Source organism: Aeromonas sp. FDAARGOS 1415 (assembly GCF_019048365.1).
GTDB lineage: Bacteria > Pseudomonadota > Gammaproteobacteria > Enterobacterales > Aeromonadaceae > Aeromonas > Aeromonas taiwanensis.
In genome coordinates, this window is record NZ_CP077363.1 from 1,088,976 (window position 1) to 1,113,335 (window position 24,360).

Here is a 24,360-nt window from a genome sequence, read left to right on the forward strand (position 1 = left end):
GATACGCCCTTCTCTCAATCCATCCACTCCAGCGGCTGGTTCTTGGGCAGCCGCATCTCGACCAGCAAGCCCCCAAGCTCGGAGCGTCCCAGCCTGATGGTGCCGTGATGCTGGGAGACTATCTTGGCGACAATGGCCAGCCCCAGGCCGCTGCCACCGCCGGTGCGCGCCACATTGCCCTGAGTGAAGGGCTTAAGCACCCGGGAATAGTCCTGCTCCGCGATCCCGGGACCGTTGTCAGACAGGCGCAGCCTTACCCAATGACCGTCATCTCTGAGCTCGGCCTGCAGCCGGGTAGCCCCGTAACGCAGCGCATTGCCTGACAGGTTGTTGAGGATGCGGCGCATGCTGATGGGATGGCAGGCGACCCGTACCGCCTCCTCCGGCAGCAGCAGCTCCACTTCCAGTCCCTGATCGGTCTGCATCAGGAGCGCATCGTGGACAAGCCGGGTCAGGTCGACGGGCCTGGCATCCAGCCCCTCGTTCGGCCGGATGTAGTCGATGAACTGATCGATGATGCCATTGGACTCGTCGATATCCGCATTGATGCTCTCCTTGAGGTACTCATCTTCGGAAGACATCATCTCGGTGGCCAGCCGGATACGGGTGAGCGGCGTGCGCAGATCGTGGGAGACGCCGGCCATCATCAGGTTGCGCTCCTCGATCAACCCCTTGATGGAGCTGGACATATGGTTGAAGGTACGGGTCAGCCGGCGCACCTCCCGGGAGCCCTGCTCCCCCAGCGCATCGGGGAAGTTGCCGCGCGCCACCGCCACGGCGCCCGCCTCCAGATCCTCCAGAGGCCGCACCAGCTGGCGGGCAAAGCGCCAGGCCGCGAACAGGGTCAGCACCAGCAGGACGCTCATATAGAGGATGAGCGGCTCGATGTCGTCATCCTCGATCTCGGTCAGGGGTATACGCACCCACATCTGGCTGGCCTGGGGCGGCTGGATCCAGATGATGTAGTGATCCTGGATCTCCACCCTGACCCTGGTCTCCCCCTTCAGCTCGCGGCTGATGCTCTCCTCCAGATAGGGGTAGGGCTTGGCGTCGTTGAGTCCGTGCTGCTCCGCCTCGCTCTGGGTATAGATGTCGCTGCCGGTCGCCACATAGACCAAGGCCTCGGCATCCTCGCTCAGGGCCAGCTGGTTGCTGTCGACCGGGAAGATGAGCTTGACCTGATTGGCCAGCAGGTGACTGATCTGCTTGACGGTGGGTGCCAGCAGATAGTTGTAGAAGGTGGCGTAGGAGACGAACTGATAGACCACCAGCACGGCGGCCAGAAACCAGAGCATGCGGGAGAACATGCTGCTCACTTTCTTCATTCGTTCTCACCGTCCGGCACGAAGACGTAACCGAGGCCCCAGACGGTCTGCAGATAGCGGGGCTGGGCCGGGTCCTGCTCCAGCAGGCGGCGCAAGCGGGAGACCTGGACGTCGATGCTGCGTTCGGTGGCGGTATATTCACGTCCCCTCGCCAGGTTCATCAGCTTGTCGCGGGAGAGGGGTTCGCGCGGATGGCTCACCAGCACCTTGAGCACGGCGAACTCGCCGCTGGTCAGCGAGACCGGTTCCCCATCGCGGCTGAGCTCACGGGTCGCCAGATTGAGCTGATAGCCGCCGAAGCTCACCACCTTCTCGGCCGCCGAGGGCGCCCCGGGCAGCTCGACGGTATGCCGGCGCAACACGGCGCGGATCCTGGCCAGCAGCTCCCGCGGGTTGAACGGCTTGGGCAGGTAGTCGTCGGCGCCCATCTCCAGGCCGACGATGCGATCCACCTCATCCCCCTTGGCGGTGAGCATCAGCACCGGGATCTGGTTCCCGGCCTCGCGCAGGCGGCGACAGATGGAGAGGCCATCTTCTCCCGGCAACATCAGGTCGAGCACCATCAGGCTGAAGTTCTCGCGAGTCAGCAGACGATCCGCCTGTTCACCGTTGGCGACGCCCCGCACCACAAATCCCTGCTCGGTGAGGTAACGCTCCAGCAGGGAACGTAATTTCAGATCGTCGTCGACCACCAGAACCTTGTATTGCTGACTCATTGCCACCTCTCCTCTCTGTTGCTCCTCAATACTAGGGGTCCCCCCTGCAACCACAAAGCATAAATATGTTACCGGTTATTACCCTCCATCGTTGTCCGACGGGGAGATGTCCTCCTTGACGGGTGTACCTCCTCTGCGCTTTTTGCTCGACAGGAAAGCGGCAATGACTAAGATCCCGAGCACAACGATGCAACGTGCCAGGGAGTGACAACCCCATGAAAACCAGACTCATTACCCGTGAAGGCTACAACCGGCTCAGGCAGGAGCACGACCAGCTCTGGCGGGAGGAGAGGCCAGAAGTCACCAAGAAGGTGGCCTGGGCGGCCAGCCTCGGCGATCGCAGCGAGAATGCGGATTATCAGTACAACAAGAAGCGTCTGCGGGAGATAGACCGCCGGGTTCGTTACCTGCGCAAGTGCCTGGAGGAGCTCACCATAGTCGACTACTCCCCTTCCCAGGAAGGCAAGGTTTTCTTCGGTGCCTGGGTCGAGGTGGAAAACGACGAGGGCGAGACCAAGCGCTTTCGCATCGTCGGCTATGACGAGATCTTCGGCCGCAAGGACTACATTTCCATCGACTCCCCCATGGCCCGCGCCCTGCTCAAGAAAGAGATCGGCGACGAAGCCATGGTTCGCACGCCAGTGGGTGACGCCTGCTGGTACGTCAATGAGATCAACTACCCCAAATAAGCCGGCTTCACGCCATCACCAGAACCGCTGACGGGTTCCCTTCTGTCGGCATGGGCCAGCCACCCCTGCCAGCCGGGGAGGCTCACTGCCCTCTCTGCCGGGGTGGAATCCCGTTACCTGAGCCCATATAGTGCTGACACCCGGCGCCTTGCGGCGCCAACCGGCCCGTGCGGCAGTGGCCTGGCAGGTATCTAAAGTATCGCCAGGACAGACCCCCTGTTCGGCGACATAGCCCCGCGCTGGCCAGTTAGACAGGACCCGACCAAGAGATCTTCGATGCAAAGTCACGTAATAGAACATCAGATTGCCGGTGAGCTGAATGCCCGACCGGAACAGGTACAGGCCGCCGTTCGCCTGCTGGACGAAGGCGCCACCGTCCCCTTCATCGCCCGTTACCGCAAAGAGGTGACCGGTGGCCTGGACGACAGCCAGCTGCGTACCCTGGAGAGCCGGCTCGGTTACCTGCGCGAACTGGCGGATCGCCGCCAGGTGATCCTCCGCTCCATCGAGGAGCAGGGCAAGCTCACCCCCGAACTGATGCGCGAGCTGAACGAGGCCGACAGCAAGACCCGGCTCGAAGATCTCTACCTCCCCTACAAACCCAAGCGCCGTACCAAGGGGCAGATGGCCATCGAGGCGGGGCTGGAACCGCTGGCCGACCTGCTGCTGGGCGACCCGATGAAAGATCCCGAGCAGGAGGCGGCCCGCTTCCTCAATGCCGAGCAGGGGATCACCGACAGCAAGACCGCCCTCGACGGTGCTCGTTACATATTGATGGAGCGCTTCGCCGAGCAGGCGGATCTCCTTGAGAAGCTGCGGGACTATTTGTGGCAGAACGCCACCCTGCGCGCCCGCGTGGTGGCAGGCAAGGAGCAGGAAGGGGCCAAGTTCAAGGACTACTTCGAGCATGACGAGCCCCTGCACAAGGCCCCCTCCCACCGGGTGCTGGCCATGCTGCGCGGCCGCAACGAGGGGATGCTCAACCTGGCGCTGGTCACCGGTGACGACGAGAGTGCCAGCCCCTGCGAGGGGATCATCGCCCACCATCTCAAGCTCAATCTGCAGAGCCGCCCTGCCGACAAGTGGCTGCAGGGGGTGGTGAGCTGGACCTGGAAGATCAAGCTGTCGCTCCAGATGGAGACCGAGCTCATCGGCCGCATCCGCGAATCCGCAGAAGAGGAGGCGATCAAGGTGTTCGCCATGAACCTCAAGGATCTGCTGATGGCGGCACCGGCCGGCATGCGCTGCACCATGGGGCTGGATCCCGGCATCCGTACCGGGGTCAAGGTGGCCGTGGTGGATGCCACCGGCAAGCTGGTCGATACCGCGACCATCTATCCGTTCGAACCCAAGCGCCAGGTTGACCAGAGTCTCAAGACCCTGAGCGAGCTGTGCCAGAAACACAGGGTCGAGCTCATCAGCATCGGCAACGGCACCGCGTCCCGGGAGACCGACCGCCTGGTGAGCGACCTGTTCGAGCGCTACCCGGCCGCCCAGGCCCAGAAAATCGTGGTGAGCGAGGCCGGGGCGTCTGTCTATTCCGCCTCCGAGCTCGCGTCCCTGGAGTTCCCGGGTCTGGACGTCTCTCTGCGCGGCGCCGTCTCCATCGCCCGCCGTCTGCAGGATCCCCTGGCCGAGCTGGTCAAGATCGATCCCAAGAGCATCGGCGTCGGCCAGTATCAGCACGATGTCAGTCAGAGCCAGCTGGCCCGCCGGCTCGATGCGGTGGTCGAGGATTGTGTGAACGCGGTGGGTGTGGATGTGAACACCGCCTCGGTCGCCCTGCTAAACCGGGTCTCCGGCCTCTCCCAGACCCTGGCCCAGAACATCGTCGCCTACCGGGACGAGCACGGCGCCTTCAAGAGCCGCCAGCAGTTGCTGAAAGTGAGCCGGCTCGGCCCCAAGGCGTTCGAGCAGTGTGCCGGCTTCCTGCGCATTCGCGGCGGCAGCAACCCGCTGGACGGCTCGGCGGTACACCCGGAGTCCTACCCCGTGGTGGAGCGGATCCTGGCCAAACTGGAACAGACCGTCGACAGCCTGCTCGGCAACAGCAGCCTGCTGCGCACCCTCAAGCCTTCCGACTACACGGACGAGCAGTTTGGCGTCCCCACTGTCACCGACATCATCGGCGAGCTGGACAAGCCGGGCCGCGACCCGCGCCCCGAGTTCAAGACCGCCACTTTCAAGGAAGGGGTGGAGAAAATCAGCGATCTGGTGCCGGAGATGGTGCTGGAAGGGGTGGTCACCAACGTCACCAACTTCGGCGCCTTCGTCGACATCGGCGTGCATCAGGATGGCCTGGTGCACATCTCCTCACTGACTGATCGCTTCGTCAAGGATCCCCGCGAGGTGGTCAAGGCGGGCGACATCGTCCGGGTGAAGGTGCTGGAGGTGGACGCACCGCGCAAACGCATCAGCCTGACCATGCGCCTGGATGAGAAAGCCGGCCAGCCGGCGCGCAAACCGGCCGAGCCGCGTCACACTGGCAACCCCAAACCGAAACCGGCCCCCCGTCAGAGCGCCCCGACCGATGGCGCCATGGGCAATGCCTTCGCCGCCGCCCTCTCCAAGCTGAAGAAATAAGCCCCTGAAAATGCAAAAAGCCCCGAAAGGGGCTTTTTCATCTCTGCTCTGCCATCCGGGCGGGTTTGATCACACGTCCTGACTGAAGTGGTGAGGAGAAGCCGGCCGCACGGACTGCTGGTAGTGCTGGGCGATCACCTGATTGCGCCTATCCATATAGACACCGAGCGGGCCGATGGCGTCCTGCCTGAGCACCATCAGCTCCTTGCGGGCCTGGGCTTCCTTGGTGGAGGCGGTACGGGCCACGCTCAGGTCCTGTGACGATGGCTGTTCCGGGGCGAGCGCGGCGGCTCGCACCTGCTGCATCTTGGCAATGGTCGCTGCCGGATCCCCAGGGATGGCGCCGATGTCGATGGCGACCTCTCCCCCGGTGGCGTAACGCTTGCCGTCCGGCCCCCGGGAAAACTGGTAGCTGGGGCTGTCCGCATGCTCGCCGCCGGCCGCCTGGTGCGCCTGCTCATGCTTGCGCACCTCGAGATCCCGCTCAACCAGCGCAGCTACCTGGCGCTGCTGTTTCTGCTGTTGCTGTTCCTGCTGATCGGCATCCTGCCGTTGGCGACGCTCCCCCTCCTCCCCCGTTGCCTCGACAAAGCGGTGTGCCACCGTCACGGGGCCGGTCTGGCCGTTCTCTTTCGTGGACGAGGATGAGGCGGCGGGATTGGCCTGAGCGGTGCGGGTTCTCTCTTTCTGGGAGCCGACGCCGGACTCGGCGCTGGATGCCTCGCCCTGACGGCTGGGGGGAACCAGCTCTGCGCGGCGGTTGTCAGTCTGAGCCGATTCCGTCTGCGGTTGCAGCTGGTTGGGAATGAGCGACGGCAGGCTGACGTTGATGTTCATCTCACACCCGGATGTCGATCAGGGTGCCCAGCATGTCGCTGGCGGTCTGGATCACCTTGGCGGAGGCCCCGGCCTGCACTTCGGCCACCTTGAGATTGACCAGCTCATCGGGCAACTGCACCTGGTCGCCCGCCGGCGTATTGAGACGGGCGATCTGGCTGGAGACCTGGTCGGCCAGTTGCTCGGCCCGCTGGAATCCCTGCACGCCCATCGTCATGGCTGATTCGATACGCATTGGCACACTCCTCTATGGATTGGCCAATTATCCACCAACCTGACGAGTTATTGAAGCCTGCCGCTCAAATCTCAGCCAATGAACTGCCGCAGCAGGGTGACGAATTGCTCGGGATGGGAGATGAAAGGGGCGTGAGACGCCTTGTCCAGCACCCGGCTGCGACTGGCGGGATAACGTTCGTCCAGCAGCGGGATGGCCGCCTTGGGTACCAGGGTATCCAGTCTGCCGTATAAGCGCAGCCAGGGCAGATCCAGGTTGACCAGCGCTTCCCGGAGGTCGACCTCTGCCAGCAGAGCGAGCCCTCCTTCCAGCGCGGCAAGCTGAGGGGCCGGGCGCTCCGCCAGCCAGTGGCGCAACTGGCGAATGTCGTTTCTGGCGTGCTCGCTGCCCATGGCCTGGATCGCGAGGAAGCGCTCTATGGTCTGCATGAAGTCGCCGGCCAGCATCTGGTTGAACCCCGCCAGCACCTTGGGGGCAATCCCGGGCCACTCGTCGCGGCCCATGAAGCAGGGAGAACTGGCTACGGTAATGAGAGAGTGAAGGCGTTCAGGCATGGTCAGCGCCAACTGACTCGCCACCAGACCACCGAGGGACCAGCCGAGCAGATGGCATTTTTCAGGCAATATGGCCGCCACCTGCTCTGCCAGCCAGGGCAGGGTGTAGTCTGTCCCTGCTTGCAGGGGGCTGTTGCCAAAGCCGGGCAGGTCCACCAGATGCAACCGATAGTGGGCAGCCAGTTCTTGGGCAATACCGTGCCAGACGGCACCGTTCATGCCCCAGCCATGCAACAACACCAGGTCCGGGCCCTGGCCAAACCGCTCAACCGATACGCTCATCTAGACTCAAGATCCCTGTTTATCTGCTTGGAGCCTGCATGTTAAAGCGGCTGCTCGCCAAAGCAAGTCCGATCCTTGGCACCCAGTCCGACTGGCTCGGTCTGTGCCTGCTCTGTCGCCAACCCTGTGACGAGACGCCTTTGTTGTGCTCCTGGTGCCGCCACGCCCAGCGCCAGCACGACAGACGATGCCTGATGTGTGCAGCACCGCTGCCGGAGCAACATCGCGAGAGCGAACTGCTGTGCGGTCGCTGCCAGCGCAGACCCTCCCCCTGGGAGCGTTTGCAGGTGATCGGCGACTATCAGGCACCTTATGCCCAACTCATCCCCCAGCTGAAGTATTCCGGTCAGATCCTGCTCGCGCCGCTGCTTGCCCGCCTGCTGGCAGATCATCTGGATCTCGCCAACCCGCCACAGGTCATCATTCCGGTTCCCCTGCACTGGTGGCGCCAGTGGTGGCGCGGCTTCAATCAGGCAGAAGAAATCGGCCATGCCCTGAGCGCACTCACCGGCATTCCTTGCGACACCCGCATACTGCGCCGGACAAGGTCGACCCCGCAACAGACCCGGCTCAGTGCCGGCCAGCGGCGACGCAATCTGCGTGGCGCCTTCGACATGGCACCTCACCACTACCGGCATGTGGCACTGCTCGATGATGTGGTCACCACGGGCGCCACCGCAGGTCAGCTCACCCGGTTGCTTCATGAGCACGGCGTCACCACGGTAGAGGTGTGGGCCATCTGCCGTACCCTCCGACACCTGAAATAACCGGGCTGGGATCCGGCCCGGGAGACCGCTGGCGGCATGATTCCGATACGCCCGGGCTCACAGGCTCGCCATCGGCACGCTACCCAAGCCCCGCCAAGCGAGTTATCATGAATACCCTAGTCGTACACTCAGGTTTATGAGGATAGTGATGATCAGCATTTCCGACACCGCCCAGGCCCACTTCCGCAAGTTGCTGGAGAAGCAGCCTGATGGCACCAACATCCGGGTGTTTGTGGTCAATCCGGGAACCCAGAATGCCGAGTGCGGCGTATCCTATTGCCCACCCGACGCGGTCGATCCGGAAGATCAGCACCTGCCCTTCAGCGGCTTCGACTGCCTGGTCGATCCCCTGAGCGCCCCCTTCCTGGTGGATGCCACCATCGATTTCGTCACCGATCAGATGGGCTCCCAGCTCACCCTGAAAGCCCCCAACGCCAAGATGCGCAAAGTGGCCGACGACGCCCCGCTGATCGACCGTATCGAATACGTGCTGATGTCCGAGGTGAACCCCATGCTGGCCGGTCACGGCGGCAAGGTCACCCTGGTCGAGCTGACCGACGACAAACTGGCCATCCTGCAGTTCGGCGGCGGTTGCAACGGTTGCTCCATGGTCGACTACACCCTGAAAGAGGGGATCGAGAAGCAGTTGCTGGAGAAATTCCCGGGCGAGCTCAACGGCGTCAAGGATGCCACCGAGCACCAGCGCGGCGACCACTCCTACTACTGATTTGCCCCCTTGCGGCAAAGAAAAGGCCCCGCCAGCTGGCGGGGCCTTTTGCATTCTGCGGCTGGCAGATCACTCGTCCTTCTTGTCTCGCGACAGCAGGGCGATGGCCGCCTCTTTCGGATTCTTGCCCTCGTAGAGCACCTTGAAGATCTGTTCGCAGATGGGCATCTCGACGCCACAGCGGGCCGCCAGCAGATGCACCTCCTTGGTGTTGCGATAGCCTTCCACCACCTGGCCTATCTCGGCCATGGCGGTGTCAACCGACTTGCCCGCTCCCAGCGCCAGACCGAAACGGCGGTTGCGCGACTGGTTGTCGGTACAGGTCAACACCAGATCCCCGAGCCCCGCCATCCCCATGAAGGTCTTGGCGTCGGCCCCGAGGGCGGCGCCCAGACGCTGCATCTCCACCAGACCCCGAGTGATGAGCGCGGTTCTGGCGTTGGCGCCAAAGCCGAGTCCGTCAGAGAGACCGGCACCGATGGCGATGACGTTCTTGACCGCCCCGCCCAGCTGCAGACCGATGAAGTCCGGATTGGTATAGACCCGGAACGAGCGGCCGCAGTGCAGCAGGTGGGAGAGATCGTCGGCAAAGTCGTCGTGGGTCGAGGCCACCGAGATGGCGGTCGGCAGACCGGCGGCCAGCTCGCGGGCGAAGGTCGGGCCCGAGATGACCGCCAGTGGAATGGCATCCCCCAGCACCTCCCGCGCCACCTCTTGCAGCAGACGGCCGCTATCCGGTTCCAGCCCCTTGGTGGCCCAGGCGATCCGAGTATCCGGGCGCAGGAAGGGTTTGACCTGGGCCAGTACCTGGCCGAACACATGGCTCGGCACCACCAGCAGCAGCACGGGAGCGGCTTGCACCGCCGCCTGCAGATCCGACGTCAGTTGCAGATCGGCCGGGAAGGGGACATCCGGCAAGAATGCCTTGTTGCAGCGATCTTGTTCCAGCTCGGCGACATGGGCAGGGTCGTGACCCCACAGCAGGGTCGGATGACCATTGCGCGCCAGAGAAATGGCAAGGGCGGAGCCATAAGACCCCGCCCCCAGGACCGAGATTGCGATCTGGTCGGCCATTATCAGGCTTCCGCAGTCGCCTGCTGGGCCTGTACCTGCGCCATGTGCTGGGCGAACAGGGCGTCGAAGTTGACCGGTGCCAGGTTCAGCTGCGGGAAGGAACCCTTGCTCACCAGGTTGGACACCGCTTCGCGGGCATACGGGAACAGGATGTTCGGGCAGAAGGCCGCCAGGCAGTGGGCCAGTTGCGGCTCAGGCAGGTTGCCGATGGTGAAGATGCCGGCTTGCTGCACTTCGCACAGGAAGGCGGTCTCGGTTTCCAGCTTGCAGGTGACAGTCAGGGTCAGCACCACTTCATAGACGCTGTCGGCCAGGACGTTGGTCTTGGTATCCATGTCCAGCTTGACGTCCGGCTGCCACTCTTTCTGGAAGATGTGCGGGGTATTCGGGGCTTCGAAGGAGACATCCTTGGTGTAGACACGCTGGATGTGGAATTCCGGTTGCACTTCCTGGTTGTTGATTTCGTCAGCCATTTCGTTTGATTCCTTTTTAAGATAATGAGTGGGCGCAGGCCCTTAAATCAGCGTTTTTTGGTCACCGGCAGATTGTCTGCACGCCATTGGGCCATGCCACCGCTGAGCACATATACCTGCTTGAAACCGGCCTTGCTCAGTTGGCGACCCGCGCCACCAGCGGTCATCCCCGACTCGCACACCACTATGATGGGGGCATCCTTGTGCTTTTCAACCGGGCCCAGATTATTCGCCTGGATCTGGGTGAGCGGCAGGTGATGGGCCCCGGCCAGATGGCCCTTGGCAAATTCATCCTGACTGCGAATATCCACGACGGTGGCATTTTCACGGTTGATCAGCAGGGTGGCGGCGTGGTTGTTGACTGCCTTCACCGGAGAAAAACGAGCACGCACAGTGGTATACACCAGGGTGCCTGCCAGGCCCAGCCAGGCTGCGGTCAGCAGCGGGTTGCGGGCCGCGAAATCCAAATACTCTTGCATCTTCTACTATCCAGGGACCAAGACAAGGGCCCGAGTATACATGGGGGCCTGCATAAGATCAGCCATCTTGGCGGCAAAGCGAGAGCAAGCTCCCATCAGGGATTGCTGCCGATTCTTCCTCCTCCGTCCGGGCCAAACAAAAGGATGCGCGCTGCCGAAAAGAGGGGAGCAAAAGAGGAAAAGCCGCCGCGGCAGACAAGCCGGCAACATGCCGAAAACAGCGGGATAACAGTTAAAAAGCGAGGCTGGAGAGGGACTTGGCTATCAGGTGACTATTTCGGCAGATGTAGTAATATTACGCTAGTTTCACTTCCCGCAATTCATTCCTATCCGAGAGGACATAGCCTTATGTCAACAGCTAAGAAACCGCTGGTTCTGGTCATCATGGACGGTTGGGGCTACAGCACCAAGCAAGAGCACAACGCCGTCGCTGCCGCCAAGACCCCGAACCTGGACCGCCTGGCCCGTGACTACACCAGCACCCTGATCTCCGGCTCCGGCCTGGACGTGGGTCTGCCAGACGGCCAGATGGGCAACTCCGAAGTGGGCCACGTCAACATCGGCGCCGGCCGCATCGTCTATCAGGAGCTGACCCGCATCTCCAAGGACATCCAGGACGGCCCCTTCTTCCAGAATGTCGAGCTGGCCAAGGCCGTTGACGCCGCCGTGACCAAGGGCAAGGCCGTACACATCATGGGGCTGATGTCCCCGGGTGGCGTCCACAGCCACGAAGAGCACATCATGGGCATGATCGAGATGGCCGCCAAGCGTGGCGCCGAGAAGATCTACTTCCACGCCTTCCTGGATGGCCGCGACGTACCGCCGCGCAGTGCCCAGTCTTCCATCGAGCTGTTTGACGCCCTGTTTGCCAAACTGGGCAAGGGTCGCTTCGCCTCCATGATCGGCCGTTACTATGCCATGGACCGCGACAACCGCTGGGACCGCGTACAGCAGGCCTATGACCTGATGACCCAGGGCAAGGGCGAGTTCACCGCCGCGTCCGCCACCGAAGCGCTGGCTGCCGCCTATGCCCGCGACGAGAACGACGAGTTCGTCAAGGCCACCCGTATCGGCGACGCTGCACCGATGGAAGATGGCGATGCGCTGATCTTCATGAACTTCCGTGCTGACCGCGCCCGCGAGATCACCCGCGCCTTCGTCGACACCGACTTCACCGGCTTCGCCCGCACCGCCACCCCGGCCCTGAACTTCGTGATGCTGACCGAGTACGCGGCCGACATCAAGACCGCCTGCGCCTACCCGCCGACCGCCCTGGTGAACACCCTGGGTGAATGGCTGGCCAAGCAGGGCAAGACCCAGCTGCGCATCTCCGAGACCGAGAAGTACGCCCACGTCACCTTCTTCTTCAACGGCGGCGAAGAGGCTTGCTTCACCGGTGAGGATCGCGAGATCGTCGCCAGCCCGAAAGTGGCCACCTATGACCTGCAGCCGGAGATGAGCTCCGAAGAGCTGACCGACAAGCTGGTTGCGGCCATCAAGAGCGGCAAGTACGACGTCATCATCTGCAACTACCCGAACGGCGACATGGTCGGCCACACCGGCGTATTCGATGCTGCGGTCAAGGCCTGTGAGGCCGTCGACCACTGCATCGGTCGCGTCACCGACGCCCTGGCGGAAGTGGGTGGCGAGTGCCTCATCACCGCCGACCACGGCAACGCCGAGAAGATGATGGACGAGGAGACTGGTCAGGCTCACACCGCCCACACCAATCTGCCGGTTCCCCTCATCTACTTCGGTCGTAAAGCCGAGGTAGTGGAAGGTGGCAAACTGTCCGATCTGGCCCCCACCATGCTGACTCTGATGGGCCTGCCGGTGCCGCCGGAAATGACTGGCAAGCCCCTGATGATTCTGAAATAATCCGCCCCATGCGGGGATGCGAAGCTATTTCACAGAAAACCAGTCGCGTCGGCCTGTTGGCCGGCGCGCTGTTTTTTTGCCTGATCGGTACTCAGGCCCAGGCTGCCAACCAGCAGCTTGGCGCCATGCAGTCCCAGATCAAGGAACAACAGCAGACGCTCAAGCTCAGCAAGCAGGAGCTGGCCAAGCTCAACACCCAGCTCAAGGCCGATGAGCAGGCTATCTCGGCCGCCGCCGCCAAGCTCGATCAGACTAGACTGCAGCTCAGGCAGAACCAGCAGAAGCTGGTCGGCCTGCAGCAGGACAAGCTGGCGCTGGAGCAACAGGCGAAGCATCAGAAGCAGTTGCTGGCCAAGCAGGCGGAAAGCGCCTTCCAGGCGGGCAACCACGATTACCTCAAACTGCTGCTCAACCAGCAGGATCCGGCCAAACTGAGCCGTGCCCTCGATTATTTCGACTACCTCAACAAGGCCCGCATCGAGGCCATTGAAGCCCTGCGTGCCACCCGCGACAAGCTGGCCAAGAACCAGCAGGCCACCAAGGAGACCGAGAACCGTCTCCAGACCCTTCTCGGCGAGCAGCAACAACATCACCAGAGCCTGCTGGCCAGCCAGCAGAGCCGCGCCAAGGTGCGCAACCAGTTGCAGCAGTCGGTACAAAACGATGAGCTGAAACTGACCAGGCTGGTCAAGGCGGAGAAGGCGCTGAAGGCACGGCTGGAAGAGCTGCGTCGCCAGCGGGAAGAGCAGGAGCGCCGCGAGCGGGCCGAGCGGGAGCGTCTGGCCAAGATCAAGGCCGAGCAGGAACGCCAGCGCCGCCTCGAGGCGCAGCGTCTGGCCGCCGAACAGAAGCGCCTCGCGGAGCAGCAGCGGATCGCCGCCCAGCAGCGTCAGGTCGGCGAGCAGCAACGACTCGCCGCCGAACAGCGCAGAGTCACCGCACAGCAAGACAGGGTGGCGGAGCAGCAGGCGGCCGCCCGCAAGAGCGCCAAGGCGAGCAGCGGCTACGGCGGACTCAGCACGGGTGGCAACCTGCGCTGGCCGGTCCAGGGCCCCATCCTCATCTCCTACGGATCACCGCGCACCGCCGAGCTGAAGTGGAAGGGCACCCTGATCGGCGCCAGCGAAGGGACCCAGGTCAAGGCGGTCGCGCCGGGCCAGGTGGTCTATGCAGACTGGCTGGACGGCTTCGGCATGCTGCTGGTCATCGACCATGGCAAGGGCTACATGAGCCTCTATGGCCACAATCAATCGCTGCTGCGCCAGGTGGGGCAGAACGTGGAACAGGGTGAGCCCGTGGCCCTGGTCGGCGACAGCGGGGGCCAGGAGCGCGCCGGCCTCTACTTCGAAATTCGCTACCAGGGCGAGGCCATCAACCCGACCAAGTGGCTGGCCAGACGCTGACCCCGGCTCCTCACAACGAACAGCCTGCCTTGCGCAGGCTTTTTTCATGGTGAAAGGCTCTGCCGCCACAGACGACGTCCTTTGATGAAAAATTACCTCTTTTTCCATTCACTCAGGGGAAGACGACAAGCCCGATCTGCTCCAGCAGCCCCTGCTGCTGCTCTTCATTGATCTGCACTCCGGTGAGGTCGACCCGACGCAGATCCAGCCCGGGCAGATCACACTGGCGCAGATCGCAGCCCTGCAGGTTGAAGCTGGTCCACTCCAGCTGGCCGAACTCGGAGCCACTGAGGTCGGAACCCGCCAGGGACGCCCCCAGCAGGCTGGCCCCCTGCCAGCGATTGCCGCTCAGCTCGCACCGCTCCAGCAGGCAGTGCTCGAAGTTCGCATAGCTGAAGTTGTTGCCGGTGAGGTGAGCCTCGCAGAAGTAGCTTCTGGCGGTGATCCGGTTTGCAAAGCTGGCGTGGGCGAAGTTGATGCCCATGGCCTGGCAGTCCCGCATCTCCAGCCCCAGACACTGGCTGCGGCCGAAATCCGCCAGGGTGAGATCGCAGCGCAGAAAGCTCGCCTCCCGCAGATCGCTGCCCTGGAACAGGCAGCCCAGCTCCCGCTCCCTGTCGTAGAAGCTGCAGCCGACGAAACGGCTCTCGGCGAGATCCAGCCAGGAGAAGTGGCAACCGATGAAGCGGCACCCCTCAAACTGCTCCCCCTCTACCTCCTGCTGCTCGAAGCGCACCTCCACGAAGCACTTATCCCTGATCATCACGACCCTCCCGGTGGCGTCATATGCTGACATTGTTGAGCAAAAACGGTAATGTTACCTGTAACATTTACTGCCGGATCCCCAGATGAACGACACCCGCAAGCGCCGCCCCACCCTGCAGGACATCGCCGACCTGACCGGGGTCACCAAGATGACCGTCAGCCGCTACCTGCGCGACCCGTCTGCCGTGGCCGAGGGGACCCGCGAGCGCATCGCCGCGGCGGTGGAGGAGCTTGGCTACATCCCGAACCGGGCGCCGGACATGCTCTCCAATGCCACCAGCAAGGCGATCGGCATCCTGATCCCCTCCCTCTCCAACCAGGTCTTCTCGGCGGTGATCCACGGTATCGAGGCGGTGACCCGGCCCGCCGGCTACCAGACCCTGCTCGCCCACTACGGCTACAGCCCGGAGCGGGAGGAGGAGCAGGTCGCCTCGCTGCTCTCCTACAACGTGGACGGTCTCATCCTCTCCGACACCCAGCATACCGAGCGCACCCGCAAGATGATCGCCACCGCCGGCATTCCGGTGGTGGAGACCATGGATCTGCCCCTCTCCCCCATCGACATGGTGGTGGGCATGGATCACCGGGCAGCTGCCCGGGCCATGGTAACAGAGATGCTGCGGCGAGGACGGCGCAAGGTCATCTACCTCGGCGCCCGGCTCGACGTGCGGACCCAGCTGCGGATGGAGGGCTACTACCAGGCGATGGCCGATTTCGGCCTGACCGGCCAGCACCTGCTGACCGAGCAGTCCTCCAGCTTCACCCTGGGGGGCGAGTTGCTGGCCCAGGCCATGGCGCGCTTCCCCGATCTCGACGGCCTGTTCTGCACCAACGACGACCTGGCGGTGGGAGCCCTGTTACAGTGCCAGGCCAGGTGGATCCCGGTCCCCCAGCAGGTGGCCATCGCCGGCAGCAATGCCCTCGACATCGGCCACGCCATGACCCCCAAGCTCGCGAGCATCGTCACCCCCCGCGAGGCCATCGGCCGCGAAGCCGCCATCATGCTGCTTGCCCGCCTCGGCGGGGCTGCGCTACCCGAGCGGTGCAAGGACATGGGCTTCTCCCTCTACGAGGGGGAGAGTCTGGGCTGATCTCCCGCCGCCAGATATGAAACAGGCCACCCTGGGGTGGCCTGTTGCATTGCGAACGACGCCTCGCGCTTAGCGCTTGACCAGTTCAACCGCTTCGCGGGAGAGGCGGGTCACCTCCTCCCAGTTGCCGTTCTTGACGGCCTCTGCTGGCAGCATCCAGGAGCCGCCCACGGTGGCCACGCATTTCAGCGCCAGGTAGTCCGCCACGTTCTTCGGACCGATCCCGCCGGTGGGGCAGAACTTCACCTGGGGCAGCGGCGCCGCGATGGCGGAGAGCGCCTTGGTGCCGCCGTTCGCCTCGGCCGGGAAGAACTTCAGGTGGTCGTAGCCCGCTTCCAGCGCCTGCATCACCTCGGACGGGGTGGCCACGCCCGGGATCAGCGGCGCCGTGCTCTTGGCCGCGTGGGCCAGCAGGGCCGGGGTCATGCCCGGGGAGATGACGAAGCGGGCACCGGCGGCGACGGCGGCGTCAAACTGCGCGCAGTTGAGCACGGTACCGGCCCCGACCATGGCTTCCGGCATCGCCTTGGCGATGAGGGCGATGGCGTCCAGCGCCACCGGGGTACGCAGGGTGATCTCGAACACCGAGATGCCGCCGGCCAGCAGGGCCTTCGCCATCGGCAGGGCCTGATCCAGGTCGTTGATGACCATCACGGGTACCAGGGGGGAGGCGGCAAACACCTCGGCAGGGGTCACTTTCCAGTTCTGCATAGCTCTTCCTTAGTCAAAGATGGTGGCGCCACACTCGGCGCTCGATACCGCGCGACGCATCACGCTGAACAGTTCACGGCCCCACCCCTCTTGTTCCAGGGTGAGGTCGATCTCGGCCTGGGTGCGGCCGCTCAAATCGGTCAGGCAGTCGAGGCTGCCGGTCACCGCATCCACCCGCAGCAGATCGCCATCCTGCAACAGGCCGATGGCCCCGCCGTGCAGTGCTTCCGGGGTGACGTGGATGGCGGCCGGGATCTTGCCGGAAGCGCCGGAGAGGCGGCCGTCGGTGACCAGGGCCACCTTGTGACCCGCCTTCTGCAGGTTGCCGAGTACCGGCATCAGTTTGTGCAGCTCCGGCATGCCGTTGGCCGCCGGGCCATTGTGGCGCACGACGATGACGGCATCCTGATTGAGATCTCCCGCCTTGTAGGCTGCCTCCACCGCGTGCTGGGAGGAGAAGACCCGGGCCGGTGCCTCGATGACACGGTATTCCGGGGCGACCGCAGAGACCTTGACCACGGCGCGGCCCAGGTTGCCGGAGAGCAGCTTGGTGCCGCCGGTCGCCTGGAACTCGCTGCCGTAGGGGGAGAGCACGGTCGGATCCTGGCTCTCGCCCACCGGCTGCCACACCAGCTTGCCATCCACCAGCGCTGGACGAGTGAGGTAGTCCGCCATCTCGCCAAACACAGGGGTGGCGTCCAGGTGGATCAGGTCCGCCTCTGCCAGACGGCGCATCAGGCCGGGCACGCCACCCGCCTGCTCGAAGGCGTTCACGTCGGCCGGGCCGTTCGGGTACATGCGCACCAGGAGCGGCACCACGTCGGAGAGATCGCTCAGGTCATCCCAGGTCAGTTCCAGGCCGGCGGCGCGGGCCAGCGCCACCATGTGGATACTGTGGTTGGTGCTGCCGCCGGAGGCGAGCAGGGCCACCAGTCCGTTGACCAGGGCGCGCTCGTCCACCACCTCGCTCAGGGGGCGATAGGCCGGGGAGCCCGGGATCATGGCGCTGATGCGACGAGCCGCCTCTTCCGTCAGGGCGTGGCGCAGTTCGCTGTGGGGGTGGACGAAGGCGGAGCCCGGCAGCATCAGGCCCATGGCCTCGAACACCAGCTGGTTGGTGTTCGCAGTGCCGTAGAAGGTGCAGGTGCCCGCCGCGTGGTAGGCGCCGCACTCCATTTTCAGCAGGGCGTCGCGACCCACTTCACCGGCGGCATACTGCTGGCGCACCTTCACCTTCTCGTCGTTGCTGATGCCGCTCGCCATGGGGCCGGCGGGGACGAAGGCGGTGGGCAGGTGGGCGTGGGAGAGCGCCCCCATGATCTGGCCCGGGGCTATCTTGTCGCAGATGCCGAGCAGCAGGGTGGCGTCGAAGGTGTTGTGGGAAAGGGAGACCGCGGTGGCCTGGGCGATGAGATCCCGGGAGAAGAGGGACATGTCCATCCCCGGCTGGCCCTGGGTCACGCCGTCGCACATGGCGGGCACGCCGCCGGCGACCTGGGCGCTGTGACCGAGCTCCGCCAGCGCGCCCTTGATGATGTCCGGGTAGCCCTGATAGGGCTGATGGGCGCTCAGCATGTCGTTGTAGGCGCTGACGATGCCGACGTTGGCACGGGTCATGTCGAGGATGCGCCCCTTCTCGTCACAGCTCGAGGCGGCCACGGCGTGGGCCAGGTTGCCGCAGGAGAGGGAGGCGCGGGTCTTGCCCTGCTCGGCCTGGCGCTGGATGCGGGCCAGGAAGCGGGCGCGGCGGGCGGTGCTGCGCTCGCGGATGCGGTCGGTCACCAGGGTGATCACGGGATGGGTCATAGCTATCTCTCCAACTCTATATACGGGCGCGTTCGGCAGTGACCGGGCGCGCGACATGGCTCATTGCGCCTGCTGCAGCGCGGTGACGGCACGGTCGACGACCTGCTCGAAGGTCCCGTCGATGTCGATGCGGAAGACGCCGGCCTCGCCATCCGGCCGCTCCAGGGTATCAAACTGGCTCTGTACCATGGCTTCGCGCATGAAGTGGCCCTGCCGTGCCCGCATCCGCTCGAGAATGAGAGACTGGCTGCCATCCAGAAAGAGGAAGTGTACCGAGTCGTTGCCCTCGCGGATCTGATCGCGGTACTGCTTCTTGAGGGCCGAGCAGACGATGACGCCGAGCTCGTTCTTGCGCTCCAGGCTGTAGGCCGCATCGCGGATCCGTTCCAGCCAGGGGGCCCTGTCTTCGTCGTTGAGCGGGTTGCCCGCCGCCATCTTCTGGATGTTCGCGCGAGGGTGCAGATCATCGCCGTCGATGAACTTGGCGCCCAGGGCATTGGCCACCTTGAGGCCGATGCTGGACTTGCCGCTGCCACACACACCCATCACGATAATGCACTTGCCCGCCATTATTTGACCTCTCTCTCACTTTTCAAAAAACGTTCGCCTGATGGGTTCTAAGCTACCACGTTACCGGTAACATGTTACCGGTAACGTTTCGCAATGTGAAGTGCAGCACAGAAATGTGCAGAACAACAACTAGAACCATTTGAGGACAACTTTATGGACGGAGCAATGAACACACCCGATGTCACCTATCTGCTCTCGGTAGCGGGCGGAGCCATTGTCATGTTGCTGGTGCTGATCATGCGATTCAAGGTGCATGCCTTCGTGGCATTGACCCTGGTCAGCATGCTGACAGCCCTGGCCACCGGGGTCACCTATGACCAGGTGATCCCCACCATGCTGACCGGTTTCGGCGGCACCCTGGCCTCGGTCGCCCTGCTGGTCGGCCTCGGCGCCATGATAGGCCGGATCCTGGAGATGACGGGGGGCGCCAAGGTACTGGCCGATACCCTGATCAACCGCTTCGGCTCCCACCGCGCGCCCTTCGCGCTCGGGATCGCCTCCCTGCTGTTCGGCTTCCCGATCTTCTTCGACGCCGGCCTCATCGTCATGCTGCCCATCATCTTCAGCGTGGCAAAGCAGTTTGGCGGCTCTGTCCTCAAATATGCCCTGCCCTCCGCCGGCGCCTTCGCGGTGATGCACGCCTTCCTGCCGCCCCACCCGGGCCCGGTGGCCGCCAGCGAGCTGCTGGGTGCCAACATCGGCCTGCTCACCGTCGTGGGTCTGCTGGTCGCGCTGCCCACCTGGTATCTGGGTGCCTACCTGTTCGGCCTCTGGTCCGGCAAGAAGTTTGAACTGCCCCTGCCCCCGAGCTTCACCGCCAGTGCCGAGCAGATCGCTGACAAGGCGCCGAGCTTCGGCCAGGTACTCTCCATCCTGCTGCTGCCGCTGGTGCTCATCTTCATGGATACCGGCCTCAACACCCTGAGCGTCATGGGCGTCATCGACAAGAGTGCGGACTGGGTCAACGTGCTGCGCATGGTCGGCAAGACGCCGGTCGCCCTGCTCATCACCGTGCTCTACGCCCTCTGGATGTTCCGTCAGAGCCAGGGCAAGGTGCAGCTCGAGAAGTTCTGTAACGACGCCCTGGCTCCGGTCTGTGCCGTCATCCTGGTGACCGGTGCCGGCGGCATGTTCGGCGGCGTGCTGCGTGCCAGCGGCATCGGCGCGGCCCTGGCCGACGTCCTCTCCGACACCGGCATGCCGGTGATCCTGGCGGCTTTCCTGGTCTCCGCCGCGCTGCGGGTCGCCCAGGGCTCTGCCACCGTGGCCCTGACCACCACCGCCGCCCTGATGGCGCCGACCGTGGCCGCCACCACTGGTCTGAGCGAGCTGGATCTGACCTTCATCGTCATCGCCATCGCCGGGGGCGCGACCGTGCTCTCCCACTTCAACGACTCCGGTTTCTGGCTGGTCAGCCGCTTCCTCAACATGGACGAGAAGACCACCCTCAAGACCTGGACCGTGATGGAGACGCTGCTCGGCACCATCGCCTTCCTCATCGTGGCCACGGCCAGCGCCATCTTCTAACCCGCCGACATCGGGGCCGCCTCTGCCGGCCCCGATGTGACTCTGCATCGACTTTTTACGGATTCTTGCTTGGGCCCATCGCCACAGATTGTTAGAATTGCCTATTCTTCGCCCCGAGTGGAACGCTTCATCCCGTGATTTCAGGCTTCTCTATGCATTCATCGGCACATTATCGACAGTTGCTGACCCGCTTACCCCAGATCGCGGTTGCCGCGGATCAGTTTCAGGTGCTCAGCAGCGCCAAGGACTTCAAGAGCCGGATCCTGTCGCTCATCGCCCATGCGACCCAGCGCATCTACCTGATCGCGCTCTATCTGCAGGATGACGAAGCTGGACGGGAGATCCTCACCGCCCTCTATGCCGCCAAGCAGCGCAATCCCGCCCTCGACATCAAGGTCTTCGTCGACTTCCACCGCGCCCAGCGCGGCCTAATCGGCAAGGGCAAGCAGGGGGGCAACCACCTGATGTACCAGGCCATGGCCGCCAGCCACCAGCACCAGATAGAGATCTACGGCGTGCCGGTCAAGGGCCGCGAGCTGCTCGGGGTGCTGCACCTCAAGGGCTTCATCTTCGACGACACCCTGCTCTACTCCGGCGCCAGCCTCAACGATATCTACCTGCACCAGCAGGAGCGCTACCGCTTCGATCGCTACCACCAGATCACCAGCCCGGCCCTGACCCGCAGCATGGTCAACTATGTGGACGACGTCTTCCTCGGCAGCGAGGCCGTCCAGCGGCTGGATCGCACCGGCATCCCCGGTGCCAAGCAGCTCAAGGGCCAGATCCGCCGCTTCAAGCAGCGCTTGCGCACCAGCCAGTATCGCTTCGAGAGCATCCCGGCCAACGACCGTGAGATCGCCGTGACCCCCATGGTGGGCCTGGGCAAGCGGGGTAACCTGCTCAACCGGATGATCCGCAACCTGGTGCGCGCCACCGAGCGGGAGATCTTCGTCTGCACCCCCTATTTCAACCCGCCCAAGGAGCTGAACAAGGACGTGGAGGCGCTGCTCAGGCGCGGCTGCAAGGTGACGATCGTGGTGGGCGACAAGACCGCCAACGACTTCTTCATCCCCCCGGAGGAGAAATTCTCCACCATAGGCGGGCTCCCCTATCTCTACGAGACCAACCTGCGCAAGTTTGCCGAGCGCAACCAGCACCACATCGACAGCGGCCGTCTCAACCTGATGCTCTGGTGCTGCGAGAAGAACTCCTATCACCTCAAGGGGATCTTCGTGGACGAGGAGTGGGCCCTGCTCACCGGCAACAACCTCAATCCCCGCGCCTGGGCGCTGGATCTGGAGAACGGCCTGTTGGTGCACGATGAACACCACCACCTGCGCGCGCGTTTCCGTGAGGAGCGCGACTGCATCCTGACCCACACCCGTCGCATCAGCCACTTCGACCAGATCGAGCAGATCAAGGACTACCCGGATCAGGTGCGCAAGCTGCTGGCCCGGATCCACAGGGTCAAGGCCCACCTGCTGCTCAAGCGCATCATCTGAGGCGCAGGCCAGCACTCTTGCTGCTGGCTGGTATGCCACAGGGTCAAGACCATCTCCTGCGCAAGCGCATCATCTGAGGCACAAGCGCCGACCCAGGCATCGCCGCCCAATCCATCACAAGGGTCCGTCGTCTTTCGGCGGGCCCTTGTCACATCCGGCCAGCGCCGGCTGCAACGCGGCTTGCATCCTGGCCTCAACAACCCCTATCATCTGGACATATTTACAGTGTTTTCGGGCATCTAATTGATGAAATTGGATAAAATCCCTCTCGACAGCCTCAAGGGCGTCGGCAGCAAGATGCTGGAGAAACTCGAGCGGCTGGGGCTGGCCACGGTGCAGGATCTCCTGTTCCACCTCCCCCTGCGCTACGAGGACCGCACCCAGGTGTGGCCCATCGGCGATCTGCCCCCCGGCCTGCACGGCGCCGTCGAGGGCGAGATCCAGGACACCCAGCTGGTCATGGGCCGTCGTCGCATGCTGGTGTGCCGCATCAGCGACGGCACCGGCAGCCTGACCCTGCGTTTCTTCAATTTCACCGCCGCCCAGAAGAACAGCCTGGCGGCCGGACGCCTGATCCGCTGTTTCGGCGAGACCCGCCCCGGCAAGTACGGTCTGGAGATGGCCCACCCCGAGTACAAGCTGCTCGGCGAGGAGCAGGCCGGCCAGACCGAAGAGGCCCTCACCCCCGTCTATCCGACCACAGAGGGGCTGCGCCAGCTCACCCTGCGCAGCCTCACCGACCAGGCCCTGGCCCAGCTCGACCTCTACGGGGTGGAAGAGCTGCTGCCCGTCGGCCTCTATCCCCACCAGATCGACCTGGCCGCCGCCCTGCGCCTGCTGCATCGCCCGCCCCCCTCGGTGGCGCTGGCCCTGCTCGAGAGCGGCCAGCACCCGGCCCAGCAGCGGCTGGTGCTGGAAGAGCTGCTGGCCCACAACCTCTCGGTGCTCAAGGTTCGCGCCCAGGCGCAGACCCAGCTCGCCCGCGCCCTCAAGCCGGCACCAGCCCTGGTGGAGCAGCTGCTCGGCGCCCTGCCGTTCACCCCCACCGGTGCCCAGAGCCGGGTAGTGGCGGAGATAGCGAAGGATCTGCAGCAGAGCCACCCCATGATGCGGCTGGTGCAGGGGGACGTAGGCTCCGGCAAGACGCTGGTCGCGGCGCTGGCCGCCCTGCAGGCCATCGGCAACGGCTGTCAGGTGGGGTTGATGGCGCCGACCGAGCTCCTGGCCGAGCAGCACGCCATCAACTTCGCCAAGTGGCTGGAGCCGCTCGGCATCCAGGTCGGCTGGCTGGCGGGCAAGCAGAAGGGCAAGGCACGGGAAGAGGCGCTGGCTGCCATCGCGGACGGCAGCGTCAAGATGGTGGTGGGGACCCACGCCATCTTCCAGGAGCAGGTGGTCTTCCAGCGCCTGGCCCTGGTCATCATCGACGAACAACACCGATTCGGGGTGCACCAGCGCCTCGCCCTGCGTGAGAAGGGCGAGCGGGAGGGAGTGCATCCCCACCAGCTCATCATGACCGCCACCCCCATCCCGCGCACCCTGGCGATGACCGCCTATGCGGACCTAGACACCTCCGTCATCGACGAGCTGCCGCCGGGGCGTACCCCCATCACCACGGTCGCCCTGCCGGACAGCCGGCGGGGCGACGTGATCGAGCGGGTCAGGCTCGCCTGCGAGGAGGGCAAGCAGGCCTACTGGGTCTGCACCCTGATCGAGGAGTCAGAGGTGCTGGAGTGCCAGGCCGCCGAAGACACCGCCGCCGAGCTGCAAGCCCGGTTGCCCGGCCTATACATCGGCCTGGTGCACGGCCGGATGCGCCCGGTGGAGAAGCAGCGGGTGATGGAGGAGTTCAAGGCAGGCATACTGCAACTGCTGGTCGCCACCACCGTCATCGAGGTGGGGGTCGATGTGCCCAACGCCAGCCTGATGATCATCGAGAACCCGGAGCGACTGGGGCTGGCCCAGCTGCACCAGCTGCGCGGCCGGGTCGGGCGAGGGTCCGTGGCCTCCCATTGCGTGCTGCTCTATCACGCCCCGCTCTCCAAGACGGCCCAGAGCCGGCTCGGGGTACTGCGGGAGACCAACGACGGCTTCCTCATCGCCCAGCGGGATCTGGAGCTGCGCGGCCCAGGGGAACTGCTCGGCACCCGCCAGACCGGGCTCGCCGACCTCAAGATCGCGGATCTGGTGCGGGATCAGCCGCTGATCCCTCAGGTGCAGAAGATGGCGCGCTTCCTGATGGACAGGCATCCTGGTCATGTGGACCCGCTGATCCGCCGATGGATGGGGCTGCGGGACCATTACTCCAACGCCTGACCTGCGGAATCACTACCCCAACCCCTGATAGACCAACAGACACAGGAGGA

Annotated in this window: 22 protein-coding genes; 10 read left to right on the forward strand and 12 right to left on the reverse strand. The window is 64.2% G+C overall.

Features of this window, described 5'->3' with window-relative positions; translation table 11 throughout:
- Positions 1-14: 14 nt before the first annotated feature.
- Both envZ and ompR read right to left on the reverse strand, forming a co-directional pair.
- Entirely contained in the window at positions 15-1,325 is a 1,311-nt protein-coding gene (envZ, locus tag I6L45_RS05270) for a two-component system sensor histidine kinase EnvZ (protein ID WP_216983620.1), read from the reverse strand.
- Positions 1,322-2,041 (reverse strand): two-component system response regulator OmpR, encoded by a 720-nt coding sequence (ompR, locus tag I6L45_RS05275; RefSeq protein WP_210549853.1) that lies wholly within the window; start codon positions 2,039-2,041, stop codon positions 1,322-1,324. The genes envZ and ompR overlap by 4 nt, the downstream gene beginning before the upstream one ends.
- 215 nt (positions 2,042-2,256) lie before the next feature.
- Between ompR and greB the strand changes: the two genes are divergently transcribed.
- Positions 2,257-2,730 carry a transcription elongation factor GreB gene (gene greB / locus I6L45_RS05280; protein WP_216983621.1) on the forward strand — a complete coding sequence of 158 codons (474 nt, stop codon included), beginning with the start codon at positions 2,257-2,259 and terminating at the stop codon, positions 2,728-2,730.
- Between the two features lie 276 nt (positions 2,731-3,006).
- Positions 3,007-5,313, forward strand: coding sequence for a Tex family protein (locus I6L45_RS05285; RefSeq protein ID WP_216983622.1), 2,307 nt, complete (start codon positions 3,007-3,009; stop codon positions 5,311-5,313).
- Between the two features lie 69 nt (positions 5,314-5,382).
- On the opposite strand, the gene I6L45_RS05290 is transcribed toward I6L45_RS05285, so the two are convergent.
- The 3 genes from I6L45_RS05290 to bioH all read right to left on the reverse strand — a co-directional run bounded on the left by I6L45_RS05290 (position 5,383) and on the right by bioH (position 7,221).
- Positions 5,383-6,150, reverse strand: coding sequence for a putative metalloprotease CJM1_0395 family protein (locus tag I6L45_RS05290; protein WP_216983623.1), 768 nt, complete (start codon positions 6,148-6,150; stop codon positions 5,383-5,385).
- Position 6,151: 1 nt separating this feature from the next.
- A complete protein-coding gene (locus tag I6L45_RS05295) occupies positions 6,152-6,385 on the reverse strand; it encodes a flagellar biosynthesis protein FlgE (RefSeq protein WP_216983624.1) in 234 nt (77 codons plus the stop codon).
- A gap of 71 nt (positions 6,386-6,456) precedes the next feature.
- Complete coding sequence (gene bioH / locus I6L45_RS05300) at positions 6,457-7,221, reverse strand: pimeloyl-ACP methyl ester esterase BioH (protein WP_216983625.1); 765 nt, start codon at positions 7,219-7,221, stop codon at positions 6,457-6,459.
- 38 nt (positions 7,222-7,259) lie between these two features.
- Between bioH and I6L45_RS05305 the strand changes: the two genes are divergently transcribed.
- Entirely contained in the window at positions 7,260-7,988 is a 729-nt protein-coding gene (locus I6L45_RS05305) for a ComF family protein (protein ID WP_216983626.1), read from the forward strand.
- 148 nt (positions 7,989-8,136) lie between these two features.
- Positions 8,137-8,715, forward strand: a complete 579-nt coding sequence (nfuA, locus tag I6L45_RS05310; protein ID WP_010672549.1) for a Fe-S biogenesis protein NfuA — start codon at positions 8,137-8,139, stop codon at positions 8,713-8,715.
- A gap of 69 nt (positions 8,716-8,784) precedes the next feature.
- On the opposite strand, the gene gpsA is transcribed toward nfuA, so the two are convergent.
- From gpsA to I6L45_RS05325, 3 genes are read right to left on the reverse strand one after another with little or no spacing between them, the layout of a single operon-like run.
- Positions 8,785-9,789: an NAD(P)H-dependent glycerol-3-phosphate dehydrogenase gene (gpsA, locus tag I6L45_RS05315; protein WP_043153517.1), complete on the reverse strand. Its 1,005-nt coding sequence runs from the start codon at positions 9,787-9,789 to the stop codon at positions 8,785-8,787.
- Between the two features lie 2 nt (positions 9,790-9,791).
- Positions 9,792-10,262, reverse strand: a complete 471-nt coding sequence (gene secB, locus I6L45_RS05320; protein ID WP_010672547.1) for a protein-export chaperone SecB — start codon at positions 10,260-10,262, stop codon at positions 9,792-9,794.
- Positions 10,263-10,309: 47 nt separating this feature from the next.
- Positions 10,310-10,741: a rhodanese-like domain-containing protein gene (locus I6L45_RS05325; RefSeq protein ID WP_042078414.1), complete on the reverse strand. Its 432-nt coding sequence runs from the start codon at positions 10,739-10,741 to the stop codon at positions 10,310-10,312.
- 348 nt (positions 10,742-11,089) lie between these two features.
- On the opposite strand from I6L45_RS05325, the gene gpmM reads away from it, so the two are divergent.
- On the forward strand, positions 11,090-12,619 hold the full coding sequence (gene gpmM / locus I6L45_RS05330) for a 2,3-bisphosphoglycerate-independent phosphoglycerate mutase (protein WP_216983627.1): 1,530 nt from the start codon (positions 11,090-11,092) through the stop codon (positions 12,617-12,619).
- 8 nt (positions 12,620-12,627) lie between these two features.
- Complete coding sequence (locus I6L45_RS05335) at positions 12,628-14,022, forward strand: peptidoglycan DD-metalloendopeptidase family protein (RefSeq protein ID WP_216983628.1); 1,395 nt, start codon at positions 12,628-12,630, stop codon at positions 14,020-14,022.
- Positions 14,023-14,134: 112 nt separating this feature from the next.
- Here I6L45_RS05335 and I6L45_RS05340 read toward each other — a convergent pair whose 3' ends face one another.
- A complete protein-coding gene (locus tag I6L45_RS05340; RefSeq protein WP_216983629.1) occupies positions 14,135-14,785 on the reverse strand; it encodes a Qnr family pentapeptide repeat protein in 651 nt (216 codons plus the stop codon).
- Positions 14,786-14,870: 85 nt separating this feature from the next.
- Here I6L45_RS05340 and I6L45_RS05345 point away from each other — a divergent pair, with 85 nt between their 5' ends.
- Entirely contained in the window at positions 14,871-15,878 is a 1,008-nt protein-coding gene (locus tag I6L45_RS05345; RefSeq protein ID WP_043763365.1) for a substrate-binding domain-containing protein, read from the forward strand.
- 69 nt (positions 15,879-15,947) lie between these two features.
- Here I6L45_RS05345 and I6L45_RS05350 read toward each other — a convergent pair whose 3' ends face one another.
- From I6L45_RS05350 to I6L45_RS05360, 3 genes are read right to left on the reverse strand one after another with little or no spacing between them, the layout of a single operon-like run.
- Positions 15,948-16,589, reverse strand: a complete 642-nt coding sequence (locus I6L45_RS05350; protein WP_216983630.1) for a bifunctional 4-hydroxy-2-oxoglutarate aldolase/2-dehydro-3-deoxy-phosphogluconate aldolase — start codon at positions 16,587-16,589, stop codon at positions 15,948-15,950.
- A 9-nt stretch (positions 16,590-16,598) separates the two neighbouring features.
- Complete coding sequence (edd, locus tag I6L45_RS05355) at positions 16,599-18,395, reverse strand: phosphogluconate dehydratase (protein WP_216983631.1); 1,797 nt, start codon at positions 18,393-18,395, stop codon at positions 16,599-16,601.
- 60 nt (positions 18,396-18,455) lie between these two features.
- Positions 18,456-18,965, reverse strand: coding sequence for a gluconokinase (locus tag I6L45_RS05360; RefSeq protein ID WP_043763373.1), 510 nt, complete (start codon positions 18,963-18,965; stop codon positions 18,456-18,458).
- 165 nt (positions 18,966-19,130) lie between these two features.
- On the opposite strand from I6L45_RS05360, the gene I6L45_RS05365 reads away from it, so the two are divergent.
- The 3 genes from I6L45_RS05365 to recG all read left to right on the forward strand — a co-directional run bounded on the left by I6L45_RS05365 (position 19,131) and on the right by recG (position 24,310).
- A complete protein-coding gene (locus I6L45_RS05365) occupies positions 19,131-20,492 on the forward strand; it encodes a GntP family permease (protein ID WP_231557827.1) in 1,362 nt (453 codons plus the stop codon).
- Positions 20,493-20,644: 152 nt separating this feature from the next.
- A complete protein-coding gene (gene pssA, locus I6L45_RS05370; protein WP_043763376.1) occupies positions 20,645-21,994 on the forward strand; it encodes a CDP-diacylglycerol--serine O-phosphatidyltransferase in 1,350 nt (449 codons plus the stop codon).
- Between the two features lie 246 nt (positions 21,995-22,240).
- Entirely contained in the window at positions 22,241-24,310 is a 2,070-nt protein-coding gene (recG, locus tag I6L45_RS05375) for an ATP-dependent DNA helicase RecG (protein ID WP_216983632.1), read from the forward strand.
- The last annotated feature ends 50 nt before the right edge of the window (positions 24,311-24,360 follow it).